The sequence below is a fragment of the Burkholderia sp. MSMB617WGS genome (genome assembly GCF_001532025.2).
GTDB lineage: Bacteria > Pseudomonadota > Gammaproteobacteria > Burkholderiales > Burkholderiaceae > Burkholderia > Burkholderia savannae.
Genome location: NZ_CP013457.1, coordinates 494024 through 507476 on the forward strand (window position 1 = coordinate 494024; position 13453 = coordinate 507476).

The following is a 13453-nucleotide window of genomic DNA, read 5'->3' on the forward strand; positions in this document are numbered from 1 at the left end:
CCCGGTGTACGTTGGCAAAGCTACCCGTGGGTTCAAGAGCGAATGCTTCACGCCGCACAAGCTACATCACTACGCACAGGCGCTGAGCAATGGCGACAAGGGCAGCCCAGTGATGTTTTTTGTCGCATTACCCGGGAACGCAAACAAGGTTCCGAGGAAGGTGATTGCTGAAGTCGAGGAATTGATGATTCAGTTCGCCGCTGCGAAGAACCCGAATCTGCGGAACAAGATTGGCACGGCGGTAGCGGACTGGACAATCAAGGGTGTGGTGCGCGGCGGACAGGGGCAACGGACAAAGGCCGCGTCGTCGTTTTCCACGATGTTGGGCATCACGCGAGGCATAGCCGGCTGAGCGTTGCCGCGCCGAATCCCTCAACCACTACAACCATCGCCCCCGACGAGCGGGCGGCTGCACGAGAAGGTGCCATGGACATTCCCGAGGTTTCCTCCACTACGGACCCGGCGTCGAGTTCCGCCCCAAGTGCATCGGCAATGCCACCCGCCGAAACAGTCGCGCTTCCGGGCGATTCCCCGATCCGACTTGCTTGCGTCGAAGTCTGCAACTTCCGACGCTTGGCAAAGACCCGCCTTGAGCTCGATGATGCCACCACTATCTTGGTGGGCGCCAACAACAGCGGCAAGACCTCTCTTCTCACGGTTCTTCGCAACTTCCTCAGCGACTCGCCAGGCTTTCGCGCTTTCGACATTAGCCTCTCGCAGTGGGCGAAATTGCGGCAACTGAGCGAACTCTGGGAGGCGCTGGACGAGGACCCCACGACCGAATCAAAGGATGCGGAAAAATGGGAGCAGCAGTATCTGCAGCTTCTAGGTTGCATGCCGTTCATTGATCTTTGGTTCGACGCTAAGGAAGGCGCGTACAACTATGTTGCTCCCTTTATTACATCGCTGAAATGGCGTGGCGGTGCAGTTGGCGTGCGGGTACGACTCGAACCTGTAGCAGACTCAGATGAGTTGCGAAAGCTGGCTTGGCGCTACCGAGAAGCGCGTTCTCCCGTCCGGACGCTTCCGAAGGATGGCCACGCGTGGCCTATGGATCTGCTTGATTACTGGTTGAGGTACTCCGCGGACCTGCGCCGCATTGCTGTTTACCGCCTCGACCCTGCGAAGGGGCCCTTGGCAACGGAGCAGTGCAATGAACTACAAGAACTGCCACCTGATTCGCAGCCGGTTGAACTGCAACTCCTGCGCAAGCTCGTCCGTGTGGACTTTGTGCCGGCTCAACGGGGGCTTGGTGGGGAAGACGACGAGACGAGATCCGAGTCGGCGAGCACGCGTCCCGGGCTGTTCTCAAGCCAGCTTCTGAAATTTGCCCGGCAACACCTGAACGTCGCTCCATCCGGCCATGGCAATCGCGAGGATCTGGTTGCAGCTATTGCAAGGGCTCAAGCGGAACTTGACGATTCGATTTACAAGGCGCTCCAACCGGCGATGGAGGACGTGGAGGTTCTAGGGTATCCGGGACTGCATGATCCGCAACAGCTTCACTTCCGTACCCGCATTCAGACTGCCGACCTTCTCGCACACAGCACCGCGGTCCAGTATCGCCTGGACGAGACTGCGGTCGACGAGTCGTTGCCGGAGCATTCTATTGGGCTTGGCTATCAGAATTTGCAGTCGCTGAGCTTCATGCTCGTGTCATTCCGAGCCGCGCGCCTCAATCCCCCGCAGGGCTCTCCAGCGGCGGTTCACCTTGTAATGGTAGAGGAACCTGAAGCCCATTTGCACGTTCAGGTTCAACGCAACTTTTCGTCGAATGCTCACGAACTCATCCGCCCAAAAGAGCTCGTGCATAGCAATCTTCGCAGCCAATTGCTCATCAGTACGCACTCAAGCCATCTAGCCCACGGGGACAGTTTCACGCGTCTGCGATATGTAAAACGGATAGCAAGTACCGGTGCGGGCGTTAGGCCCAGTAGCGAGGTCGTCAATCTCGGCGACGCCTTTGGCGATGACATTCAAACCAGGACGTTCGCCGAGCGCTACTTTCAGGTCCAACACACAGACCTCCTCTTCGCGGACGCAGCCATTTTTGTGGAGGGAACTGCGGAGCGCATGCTGGTGCCGCTTTTCATCGAGCGCGACTTTTCCAAGCTTGCCAAAAAGTACGTGTCGTTCCTTGATATCGGGGGCAGTCACGCGCACCGCCTCAGGCCGCTGGTAGAGCGGCTGGGGATTCCAACGGCTGTTATCACCGACTTGGACCCTGTGGTACCGACCACGAGCAAAGGCGGGCGTGTTGTGCGAGCGGCGGTACATATCGCAGGCCAAGCAGACCTCGAGTGTGGGAATGACACACTGACGTCGTGGCACCCGAAGCTAGCGGATTTCCACGCTTATGCGAAGCCGACGTCCGCACACTTGGAGTGGGTCTCCGACTCGGGCGTAAAAGTCCGCTTCGCATGGCAGCTTCCCGTCGCGGCCGCAAGCGATCAATGGCCAAGCTCGTTCGAGGATGCACTCGTCCTGACGAACATCGATTGGTTTAAAGCGTTGGACGAAGAGAAGGATTCGGTGTCCGGCAAGAAGAAGGATCACCGAGGCACTCTCGGAAAGGTGATAGGTCTCGTACTCGACCACTCTGACCATACCGAGCTTCTTAAGGAACTCCACGCGATGCTGCATGGGAACTTCAGCAAGGGCGATTTCGCGGCAACACTGTTTGAACGGTTGAACGCTGGGCAAGCCTTGGCATGTCCTACATACATCGCCGACGCACTCGCCTGGCTGAGTGGTCAACTTGAAGCCACAGCCGGAGAGACTGCGTGAGCGCCGCACCTGAATCCCTCGGAAACGACCGCGACGCTCACATAGTTGAGGAAATCTGCGGTTACGTTACGGCGACCCCAGCTCGCAGCTTTTTCTTGTTCGCTGGCGCCGGGTCGGGGAAGACCCGAACGTTGGTTGAGGTTTTGCGCCGAATTACAGGAGTAGTGAAGCATGACGCGGGTGACCGGTACGCAGCGCGGCTTCGGTCTCGTGGGCAATCGGTGCGCGTCATCACGTATACCAACAACGCCACCGCTGTCGTCAACGGCCGACTCGGCGAGAATTACCTGACTGCGGTGTCGACCATTCACGCCTTCTGCTGGGAACTCATCAAGGGTTTCGACGAAGATATCCGAGACGCCCTGCTTGCTCGCAATGCCGAAAGCCTTGCGACTGCGAAGGCCAAGGCATTGAGTAAGGTCAAGGGGGAATCTGATAGGGACCGGGAGAAGTACGCAGAGATCGAAGCGAAGGCTGAAGAAATCCGGGAAATCGATGCATTCATCTATCATCCGGACCGCAACACCTACGGGCAAGGCGCGCTCTCGCACACTGACGTTCTACATGTGACAGCTTGGCTCATTCGCGAGCGACCAACGTTGCAGCGTATCCTTGAGGACCGACACCCTCTCATCCTCATCGATGAATCGCAGGACACGATGAAAAGTGTGCTTGACGCGTTGTTCGAGCTCTCGATGAGCCGTCCCGGACACATTGCGCTCGGACTCCTGGGCGACCATCGGCAGCGGATTTATCCCGATGGGCACGACGATCTGCCCTCGCACGTACCGGAGGGCTGGGCACGCCCCGCGCTGCAGATGAACCATCGCAGTCAGCAACGCATCGTCGAGCTCATTAACAAAATCTGGGACGCGGATATTGAAGGCCGTACTCAGCCCAAGACTGGCGTGCCTCAGCATTCCCGGACGGAAAAAAACGGCGGAACCGTGCGCCTTTTCGTTGGCGATACCAAGACAAGCACGGCCGAGAAGATTAGGAGGGAGTCGGATTGCGCCCTCGCCATGGCTGCGGAGACTGGCTGCGCTACCTGGCAAGATGGTACGCGTGGCTACAAGACGCTAGCGCTTGAGCACAAGCTGGCCGCCAAGCGCGGTGACTTTTTCGATGCGTATAGCGCGATGGACCTGCTGGACAAGGACGCCGCGATGCCTAAGAGACGGTTTCATAAAGGCTGCTGGGCGCGCCGGAGGGTATTCCAGCAGATCAGGCAGCAACCGAGTTTGAGGAACGCGCCGTGAATGTCAGCACGGCGCTCGAAACGAATACGGAGGCGACGGAAGTGATGCAGCCAGGCATGCGTGCGCTCGACGACCCAGCGATATTTGCCAAGGCCGCTGCCATGTTCGGTACGGCGCTTGGCGATCACGGGCTCGATACCGCGATCGCGCAACGCGCGTCGATGTCGCTCGGAGTCGTAACCGCGATCGGCGTAGACCACACGCGGTCTCTGCAATGGGTGGCCACGCAATCCACGAATCGGCGGAATCGCGTCGATCAGCGGCAGCAACTGCGTGACGTCGTTGACGTTCGCGCCGGTCAGGATCGCGGCGAGCGGGGTGCCGTTGGCGTCGGTGACGATGTGGTGCTTGGAACCGGGTCGCGCACGATCGGTAGGGTTTGGCCCAGTTTTTGGCCCGCCCCAACGGCACGGATCGAGGATGAATCGATCGCAGCTCGAGAGAAGTCGATCTGGTCTGCTGCTCGCAGCTTCGCAAGAAGCAGCTCGTGCAAGCGATCCCATACGCCGGCGGCCTGCCAGTCGCGTAACCGTCGCCAACATGTCACGCCCGAGCCGCAACCCATCTCGGCAGGCAGGTCGCGCCAGCGCAGTCCGGTCTTGAGGACAAACAGGATGCCAGTCAACGCAGCGCGATTCGAAACCGGCAGGCGCCCTGGGTTCTTCTCGCGCCGCGGCTTGGGTCGCGGCAGCAGCGGTTCGATCAGTGTCCACAATTCGTCGTCGATGATCGGCTTGGCCATCTCCTCGGTCTCGGTTGTTCCGATGCCTGAGGTTAACAGCTCGCCGCGAAAGTTAACAGCCCCAGGGGCCCTTTTTGAAACCGTCTCTAAGAGCAACGGTGAGCGGACTGGTCCCGCGATGGTTCGGCCGCTGCTTGGCCCAATGCTCGAACTCGCCGAGTGTCTGCAAGCAGACGGTTCGCTGAACGAGTTCGCTGCTGTTGACGTGCTGCGCCGGCACGGAACCCTTGCAAAGCTGCCGGAGGCCAGCGCTGAACGTCAAGCTGCCTTGGATAAGCTCCATGCGGCAGCCGTGAAGTTCGCGGGCGTCATCTCCACGCCGGAAGCGACGGTCCGAGATGTATTGGGGCCGGTCCTGGAAGGAGGAATATTCGATGCGGACCCCCGTCTAGTCCAGGCATACGGCGATACCTCGCCTCCACCACCAGAACCCAAACCCAAAAGCAAGGAGGCAAAGGAAGATCGGCGCAGGCGCGGATGGTGCGCTCTCTTCGGCACGCCTTGGCAACAGATTGCTCGGTATCGCGCCTATCTTAGCGGAGACGCGGAACTCGCGACTCATCAAGTCGTCAAGGGCTCCGAGTTCAAGCACGTGATGGTCGTGATGGACGATGAGGAAGCTGGTGGCTCGCTGTTCTCTTACGATAAGCTTTTCGGTGCCGAGGAGTTGAGTTCGAATGACCGCGAGAATGTCGACGAGGGAAACGAGACCATCATCGACCGGACCCTGCGCCTTCTCTACGTTACCTGTAGCCGAGCAGAGGAAAGCCTCGCACTGGTTCTGTGGGCAAAGAACCCGACTGCGGCGCTTGATGCAATCAAACGGTCAGGATGGTTTGCTGCTAACGAGGTGTCCGCTTTGGAATAGCCACTGTTCCGGAGTATTTTGATCGCGGAGCGCATCGCGTCGATGTCAGCGCACGCCATCGATTATAGATTTCTTCAAACTTATATCACTCCCCTGAGCCTGGCCAGCAATGGCCGCTCCGTCCAGGCAATCTCGCACGGACGACCTGCCTCAGGAGGTCAGTGATGCTTCCCATTTCCCCTCTCGATTTTCTCATTGCCTTCGCACTCGCATTCCTCGGCGGTGCGTTAGTGGCTGCGTGCCACTGCCGGCATGTCGGCAAGGTTCGGCGCGACGCCCGTGCCAATGCATGCGGGGCCACAGTCCATGCGTGACCGCCCTCCGTTCTTTCCATATGACGACGAGGGCGACGATGACGACCCGGCTTGGCAATCGGCGCTGAATCGCCTTCGCAACGGGCATCAGCCGCCAGAGCCAAACGAAAGGGAATCGCCGCGCTACCGCCCCGGTAAAAGCGATCTGATTTGGCCGTGCCCCTACTGCGAGTCGTTCCGCATCGAGCAACGCCACGTCGCACGGCGCATCTGGAGCGCCGTCGGTGCCGCGGCCGGCGCTATGAGCGGCGCCGCTGCCGTGCTGTCAGGCGCGGAAACCGGCGTCGTCGTTGGCGCGCTCGGCGGTCCCCTCGGTGCAGTATGCGGCGGCGTAGCCGGCGCAGTTCTCGCCGGACTCATAACCGGCGCCGCCGGTTGTGCTACCGGCGCAGCGTTCGGAGAAGCGCTCGATCACAAGGTCCTCAATAACTGGCGGTGCCTCGCCTGCGGACGCACCTTCACCGTCCGTCTGAGCTGATCGACACGGCTTCTTCGCTCCCTTTCTTTTCCTTTTCACCTTCTTTTGTCGAGCCCGGCTTTTGCCGGGTTTTATGCCTTCTTTCTCACAAGGAGTTTCAAAAGTGCACCTCGTACAGACCATGGCATACGTAGGAGAACAACCGTGGCACGGCCTCGGCAATCCCATCAACCCGAAACAGCCGCTCGAAGTCTGGGCTCGCGCCGCGGGCATGGACTGGAGCATCGAAGAAGCAGAAGTTCGATTCATCGCCGCCGGCAATAACAACCTTGGTTCGATCCATGCGTTCCCCGAGCAAAAAGTCTTGTTTCGCTCGGACACCAAGGCCGCGCTCTCCGTCGTGTCTGCCCGGTATCAAGTCGTACAGCCCGCAGAGATCTTGGAGTTCTACCGCGATCTCACGGAGATTGGCGGCTTCCAGCTTGAAACCGCAGGCGTGCTCAAGGAGGGTAGAAAGCTTTGGGCGCTCGCGCGCACCGGCCAGAGCGCCACGCTCAAGGGCGAGGACCAGATCAACGGCTATCTACTGTTGGCGACCGCCTGCGACGGAACCCTCGCCACTACAGCGCAGTTCACGTCGGTCCGTGTCGTGTGCAACAACACCTTGCAGATCGCGTTGGCGGGCGACAACGTAGGCGCGATCAAGGTGCCGCACCGTTCGCAGTTCGACGCCCAGGCCGTCAAGCGCCAGCTCGGCATCGCCATTTCGTCGTGGGACGCTTTCATGGCTCGTACGAAAGCGCTCGCGGAGCGCAAGGTCTCGGATACGGCGGCTGAAGCGTTCCTGCGCCGCGTGCTGACGTACCCGACGTCGAATGTCGCGGAGCGCGACGCTTTGGCCGTAAACGAGCGGGCCATTAAGGCCATCGGCCAGCTCTACGGTGGTCGCGGCAAAGGAGCCGACCTCGCGTCGGCAAACAGCACCGCGTGGGGGCTACTGAATGCCGTGACTGAATACGTCGATCACCACCGCCGTGCACGTAGCGACGATCACCGGCGCGATGCCGCGTGGTTCGGACAAGGCGCTGCGATCAAGCAGAAAGCGTGGGATGAAGCGCTCAAGCTTGTCGTTTAGGCCGCGCCACCCCTGTTTCCCCTCACCCTCGGCCCGGTCAGGTTCGCCTACCGGGCTGCCTTGTTTTGGAGTCGCTATGAGTGCAGTCCAACCCGACCGGCCGCGCGCGCGACGGCCGGCGCTAAAACTCGTCAAGACGCACGACCTGAGCCGCGACGATTGGCTCGCCGTACGTCGTACCGGCATCGGCGGATCGGACGCCGCCGCGGCTGTGGGGCTCAATCCGTACATGAGTCCGCTCGAGCTTTGGCTCGACAAGACCGGGCGGGCAGACGGCCTACCCCGCCCCGATCCTGAAGACACGACGTCACCGACATACTGGGGAACGCTGTTGGAGCCGATCGTCGCGGCCGTCTACACCAAGCAGACAGGTAACCGCGTCCGGCGTGTGAACGCGGTGCTCAGGCATCCGAGCGTGCCGTTCATGCTCGCGAACCTCGATCGGGAAATCGTCGGGGCGCGAGACGTGCAGATTCTCGAGTGCAAGACGGCGGGCGAATTCGGCGCGCGGTTCTGGCGCAACGGCGTGCCCGAATACGTCGAGTTGCAAGTACAGCACCAGTTGGCGGTCACTGGCAAGACGGCGGCACACGTCGCCGTGCTGCTCTGCGGACAAGCGCTGGAAGTGTTTCGAATTGAGCGAGACGAGGGGTTGATCGCTCGATTGGTCGAGCTCGAAGAACGATTTTGGCGGTTCGTGAAGACCGACACGCCGCCGCCCGCGGATGGCTCCGAGTCGGCGGATCGAGCGCTGCGCCATCTGTATCCGGGTCATGGGGGGCATGTCGATTTCACCGGGGACGTGCGGCTGTCGTCAACGTTTGCCGATCTGGTCGCCGTGCGGGCCGAGATCGAGGCGCGGCAAACCGTCGAAGCACAGCTCAAGCAGACGATCCAGCAGGCAATGGGCGACGCCACGCGCGCGGTGTTCGAAACCGGTGAAGTGTCATTCAAGCGCAGCAAAGATTCGTCCACCGTCGATGTGAAGCGGCTCATCGCGGACCACCCGGAGTACGAGGCGCGGTACGCGGTGCCCAAACCCGGTTCGCGCCGCTTCCTCGTATCTTCCTGATTCCGTTCTCTGCCCACCCTTCCTTTTCACCTCCCATTCAGAGGACCACTATGTTGAAAGGCCTCAGTATCACTCCGCCCGTCGTCGGGCGGATTTCCATCGGGCGCGTCGTCGAGCGCAATGGAAAGCGTCTGCCTGAGAAAGACGACGCTTTCACGCTGACGACGCAAGTGCAGCAACGTGGCGAGTGGATGCTCCACCCGCTCAACGAAACGCTGCGCAAAGCCACGTCCGGTAGGCTCCGTGCGATTCCGATCCACATGCTCTTCAACGACCCGAACCTCAACCTGCGTGCCGAATACACGCTGTTCGATCGTGACACCGGACGGCCCGTGTGCGTCGGCAACGGTGAAACGTGCCGGCGCGTCGCGGCGGACGGCAATGGGATTGAGAGCCTCCCCTGCTCATCGCCCGACGGCTGCGCGTTCGGACAACAAGGTGGCTGCAAGCCGTACGGCCGGCTCAACGTGCTGGTCGGAGATAGCGAGGACATGGACTCGTTCATCTTCAGGACCACGTCCTATAACAGCATCCGCACGCTGGCTGCACGTCTGCATTACTTCGCCGCCGTGTCCGGCAACCTGCTCGCCTGCCTGCCGCTCGAACTGAAGCTGCGCGGCAAGTCGACGACGCAGAGCTACCGCTCGGCGATCTACTACGTTGACATCGGCATGCGTTCCGGCAGCACGCTCGAACAAGCCCTGGAGGAAGCGAAAGCACTGAACGAGCGACGCATGGCCGCAGGCTTCGATCAGACTGCGCTCGATGCCGCGGCGCGTGCAGGGTTCGCCAACGGGGCTTTTGAGGACAGTCCGGACGAGCGAGCTGCTGTGGCTGAGGAGTTCTTTCCTGAGCCGACCTCGGGGGAACCAGACGGCCGCTCTCCTACGGAGACGGAAACCGCAGAAACAGCACGCCCCTCGCTGCGCGACAAGCTGGATCGGAAAGCGGCGTTGCTCGGCGGGAGGGCGGCATGAACGCCGACACGTGCGAGCCGTTCGTCTGCCGGGACGGACGGCTGCTCCCTCGCTACAACGATGCCCAGACCGACCTCGCGCCCGGCCTGTACCTGGGTCTGTTTCATGGGCGCGACGCGATCGACGAGATCCTGGACGATTGGGGATTCGATGGACCAGTCATCGGCCCGCTCGAATTCGTCCACACGACGTACGCTGCTGAGATCAAACTGCGCTTCGTCGAGCGCCACGTCACGCCGCGATATTTCCCCGGAACGTGGCTCGTCGCCGATGTTGCAACCGGCGACCTCGTTCCCTGCGCCGAGGCCGTCCTGAGCGTTGCGGACGATCTGCTCGTCTTCGACGGCCGGTATTTCGGCGACTGGTCGGTCTTCATGCACGGCGTCCGAACGTAGCAAACGCTTCCCTCTCTTTCCGCCCCCTTACCGACACCCACCGGACGCTCGCCCCAACGCGTCCCGGAGACTTTTGCCTATGGAAAACACCATCACTACCGAAACCCGCTTCCGCCTGCTGCGGCCACCGGGCGGCGGCGTCTTCTGGCTCGCGACGGTCGCGACTGCCACCGCACTCAGCCTGTCGATTTTGGCAGGCTGGCAGCGCGGCGGCACACTACCCGAGCGAGTCGTCTGGGTCGCGATCGGCATCGTGCTCGTCGTCAGCGCGCACCTGTTACCAGCGCTGATCCGCGAGTCGTCCTTCGTCGTACGCGGCGTGGGGAGCATGCTGTGGGTTGCATGCATGATGACCGCGGGCTACGGGCACCTCACATTCTTCCTCTTCGCCCAGCAGCACGCGGGGGAGCGACGGGCGTCAGTCGTCGCAGTCACGCTTCCCACCCCGGCCCGCAGTCTGACGGTCGTGATGTCCGATCGTGCAACCGTCGTCCGACAACTCGCGTGGCTCGACGCACGGCGTTGTTTCCGTGACTGCGCCGGACGCGATGCGCGCCGCGTGACGCTCGCCGCAAGACTCGATGCGCTGAACGCCGAAGCCGATGATATCCGTCATCAGCAGGCAACGGACGATCGCGTCACGGTGCAGCGCGGCGCGTTACTCGCCGATCCGGTCACGTCGCAACTCGCGGCGCTACTCGGCATATCGGCGTCGCGTGTCGACCTGCTGTCGGGACTGGTATTCGCAGCCGTACTGGAATGCTCCGCCTGTTTGCTTTGGACCGTCGCGCTTCGGCTGTCTTCGTTACCGGTAGCCGCCGCGGTTATGACTGACACAACGTCGACGGCTGTCACTCCACCCCAGAAACCCAGCGACGACGCAACTCATGTGACTCTGCCCGTAGTCACGCCGATCGCGACTACCGTGACTCGCCCCGCAGTCAAGGCGGTCGCCGCAAGTCACGCCGACGGGACCGTTGGTAGCGAAGCGCAGTCGGGGAGTTGCGCCGTCATGGAGAACAATCGTGCGCCCCGTGACGATCCCATTACGCCGTTACCGGACATCACTCTGCCCGGTGGCGAGGTCGCGCAGATTGCCCAGGCCATCGCGGTCGGCCAGGTACGCCCGACTGTTGCCGGAATCAGGACGTATCTCGGCTGCTCTCAGGCGCGGGCGGCAGCGCTACGCCGCCAGCTCATCGAACACACCACAACGGCATAGACGCCGGGCCTCGCGCCCGGCTTTTTCTTTTCTCCACAACCACGGAGCGGTATGGACACGACCACCGATCTCGTCAAGAGTCTCAGCATCGCCAATCTCGCCAACCAGCGCGTCGCCGTCGTCGAACGCGTCCGTCGCGCGCTCGATCTGCTCCATGAAGCAGAACAGCTCGCAAGGGCAGCACATCTCGGATTTCCGCGGCTTGTGCTCGACGACAGCTACGCCTGTCGCGGCAGGCCGACCGTTACCGGGGAATACGCGAAACGCGACGAGGCGGAAGGCGCCATCACGCGCGTAATCGATGTGCGCGGCTGGAACTACCTGCTGTCCGAGTCGGGCCTGCGCACCTTCATGGATGCCAGCGCCCGTGAGCAGTGGGACCGGCAACTCGCCGACGGCGACGTACCCGAACTGACCGCTGCCAACATCGAAGCCACGTTCACGCAGCTCTATGGTACGCGGGGCGACATGTTCGAACGCGGAGTGCTGCAGTGCTTCCGCCGCCTGTCGTGGGACTACCGGAGCAATCAACCATTCAAATTTGGCAAGCGAATCATCGTGACGTATCTGCTCAGTTCCGGCTCCCCGAATCACCGGGTCACCGACGAACTGGACGATCTGATCCGCGTGTTCTGCATACTGGAGGGCAAGCCTGAGCCGGACCACCGGCACGGCGCCTATGTCCTCGTCTCGGACGCGCGGCAGGCACGACGCACCGAAGCGGAGCATGCCTACTTCCATCTGCGCTGGTTCAAGAATGGCAACGGCCACGTGACCTTCAAGCGGCTCGATCTAGTCGACAAGATGAACCTAATTGTAGCCAAGCACTACCCGAACGCGCTCGCCTCGGAAGCACGGTAGTCCCCTCTCATCCAACGCGTCCCGCGTCTGGCATTTCCCCTGTTCTCGCGACCTCGCATCCGGTTCTGCCGGAGGCTCGTGCTCGCCCATTTTCCTGGAGACCTTCATCGTGAGCCCGCTTTCGTCTCGTCACGCCGGCCCGCGCTTCAGGCTCGGCCGAATCCTCGCCACGCCTGCCGCTGTAGCAGTCCTCGCCAACGCGAAAATCTCGATCGTCGATTTGTTGTGTCGTCATGTTCGCGGCGATTTCGGCGACCTGGCCGAATCCGATCGCCAGCAGAACGAGATCGCGGTTGAGACCGAGCAACGGATTCTGTCCAGTTACGTCCTGCCTGGCGGGCAAACCGTTTGGGTGATGACGGAGTGGGACCGCTCCGCCACGACGTTCCTGCTACCGGGCGATTATTGACATGCTGATCCAGAAATTTCATCCCGGCATCAAGCTTGGCCAGCAGTTGGCGATCGCCAGGTTCGGGACGCCGCTGTTCAGCCGGCAGGGACATTGGGACGGCGGCAGCACCCTGCATTGTGTCGCGATGGGGCTTGCCCTGCTCGACAAGCTCGCCGATCCGGTCGGGCTTCCGTATCACGCGAGCGGTAACGAGCGCACGGTATGGGATCACGCCTGGCCTCACTACCTGCACGGCCTGACGCTTTCGGAGCTCGCGAGCTTTGTCGCCGAGCTGAACCTGGGCGTGCAGCCGCTCATCCGATCGGGATCGGCGTCCGACGTGCTGCACTTCGTTGCAGGCGAACTCTCGCTCGGGCGACCGGTCATTGTCGGTTGGCGGCAGCGACGGCCGGTCCGGTGGCATACAGCCCTGGCAGTCGGCATCGAAGGGCGACAGGAGCGGCGCACTTTCACGCCGCATGCACTGTTGCTTGCCGATCCGGCGGGCCACGAACCCGGCATGGCTGGGCACAACGCCCGGCTCGACGTTTACGGACCGGGGTCAGTGCGCTACCGCTCCTCCTGTTCCCAACTGGCCGTTACCTTCGGCGGCGCGGTGTCGATGCGGCCTCGGGTTAGCGCAACCGTTGACGCTTGATTTCCGGGGGCGTCGCCGCGTTCGCGCGCCGTTCGCCCGTGGGCTTGAGCGACACGCCGTCCAGCGGGGCGAAGAGCTCCGCGAGCGTTACGTTCAACGCGTAGCAGATGTTCGCCAGCGTCTCGACGGACGGATTGGCGATGCCGCGCTCAATCGCCGAAATATAGGTGCGATCGACGTGCGCCTCGAAGGCGAGCGTCTCCTGCGATTTCTCCGCTTCATGTCGGCATTGCTTGATCCGCTTGCCGAGAGCAATCGAGATCGGGGCCGGCGGGGCGGGGGACGGGGTTGAGCGCTTGGCAGTCATGGCGTGCAGGATGCCCGCCCGTAGACTGATTCTCGACGTTGTAAACT

General features: G+C 61.8%; 15 protein-coding genes. 13 read left to right on the plus strand and 2 right to left on the minus strand.

Features of this window, described 5'->3' with window-relative positions:
* Nucleotides 1-4: 4 nt before the first annotated feature.
* The 3 genes from WT60_RS02540 to WT60_RS02550 all read left to right on the plus strand — a co-directional run bounded on the left by WT60_RS02540 (nt 5) and on the right by WT60_RS02550 (nt 4046).
* A complete protein-coding gene (locus WT60_RS02540) occupies nt 5-352 on the plus strand; it encodes a hypothetical protein (protein WP_060356402.1) in 348 nt (115 codons plus the stop codon).
* Between the two features lie 74 nt (nt 353-426).
* Nucleotides 427-2787 carry an AAA family ATPase gene (locus WT60_RS02545; RefSeq protein WP_082759457.1) on the plus strand — a complete coding sequence of 787 codons (2361 nt, stop codon included), beginning with the start codon at nt 427-429 and terminating at the stop codon, nt 2785-2787.
* On the plus strand, nt 2784-4046 hold the full coding sequence (locus WT60_RS02550; RefSeq protein WP_236860852.1) for a UvrD-helicase domain-containing protein: 1263 nt from the start codon (nt 2784-2786) through the stop codon (nt 4044-4046). Before WT60_RS02545 ends, WT60_RS02550 begins: the two co-directional genes overlap by 4 nt.
* On the opposite strand, the gene WT60_RS02555 is transcribed toward WT60_RS02550, so the two are convergent.
* Nucleotides 3971-4788 (minus strand): IS5 family transposase gene (locus WT60_RS02555; protein ID WP_100185225.1). Its coding sequence is split into 2 segments (ribosomal slippage): nt 3971-4440 and nt 4440-4788, totalling 819 coding nucleotides; the frame shifts between segments, so codons are not numbered across the junction. The genes WT60_RS02550 and WT60_RS02555 overlap by 76 nt on opposite strands.
* A 142-nt stretch (nt 4789-4930) precedes the next feature.
* On the opposite strand from WT60_RS02555, the gene WT60_RS02560 reads away from it, so the two are divergent.
* From WT60_RS02560 to WT60_RS02605, 10 genes are all read left to right on the plus strand, one after another.
* Nucleotides 4931-5656, plus strand: coding sequence for a hypothetical protein (locus WT60_RS02560; RefSeq protein ID WP_222430145.1), 726 nt, complete (start codon nt 4931-4933; stop codon nt 5654-5656).
* Between the two features lie 306 nt (nt 5657-5962).
* Complete coding sequence (locus WT60_RS02565; RefSeq protein ID WP_082759382.1) at nt 5963-6448, plus strand: glycine zipper family protein; 486 nt, start codon at nt 5963-5965, stop codon at nt 6446-6448.
* 103 nt (nt 6449-6551) lie between these two features.
* Nucleotides 6552-7523, plus strand: coding sequence for a DUF932 domain-containing protein (locus WT60_RS02570; RefSeq protein ID WP_060355933.1), 972 nt, complete (start codon nt 6552-6554; stop codon nt 7521-7523).
* Nucleotides 7524-7599: 76 nt separating this feature from the next.
* Nucleotides 7600-8595 (plus strand): lambda-exonuclease family protein, encoded by a 996-nt coding sequence (locus WT60_RS02575; protein WP_060355934.1) that lies wholly within the window; start codon nt 7600-7602, stop codon nt 8593-8595.
* A 50-nt stretch (nt 8596-8645) separates the two neighbouring features.
* Nucleotides 8646-9572, plus strand: coding sequence for a hypothetical protein (locus WT60_RS02580; RefSeq protein WP_060355935.1), 927 nt, complete (start codon nt 8646-8648; stop codon nt 9570-9572).
* Nucleotides 9569-9967, plus strand: a complete 399-nt coding sequence (locus WT60_RS02585; RefSeq protein ID WP_060355936.1) for a hypothetical protein — start codon at nt 9569-9571, stop codon at nt 9965-9967. Before WT60_RS02580 ends, WT60_RS02585 begins: the two co-directional genes overlap by 4 nt.
* 79 nt (nt 9968-10046) lie before the next feature.
* Complete coding sequence (locus WT60_RS02590) at nt 10047-11189, plus strand: hypothetical protein (RefSeq protein ID WP_082759383.1); 1143 nt, start codon at nt 10047-10049, stop codon at nt 11187-11189.
* A 51-nt stretch (nt 11190-11240) separates the two neighbouring features.
* On the plus strand, nt 11241-12050 hold the full coding sequence (locus WT60_RS02595) for a DUF4942 domain-containing protein (RefSeq protein WP_060355937.1): 810 nt from the start codon (nt 11241-11243) through the stop codon (nt 12048-12050).
* Nucleotides 12051-12159: 109 nt separating this feature from the next.
* Complete coding sequence (locus tag WT60_RS02600; RefSeq protein ID WP_060355938.1) at nt 12160-12459, plus strand: hypothetical protein; 300 nt, start codon at nt 12160-12162, stop codon at nt 12457-12459.
* A gap of 1 nt (nt 12460) precedes the next feature.
* Nucleotides 12461-13099 carry a hypothetical protein gene (locus tag WT60_RS02605; protein ID WP_060355939.1) on the plus strand — a complete coding sequence of 213 codons (639 nt, stop codon included), beginning with the start codon at nt 12461-12463 and terminating at the stop codon, nt 13097-13099.
* On the opposite strand, the gene WT60_RS02610 is transcribed toward WT60_RS02605, so the two are convergent.
* Nucleotides 13077-13406, minus strand: a complete 330-nt coding sequence (locus WT60_RS02610) for a helix-turn-helix transcriptional regulator (RefSeq protein WP_172820412.1) — start codon at nt 13404-13406, stop codon at nt 13077-13079. The two genes, WT60_RS02605 and WT60_RS02610, sit on opposite strands and share 23 nt — an antisense overlap.
* Nucleotides 13407-13453: the final 47 nt, after the last annotated feature.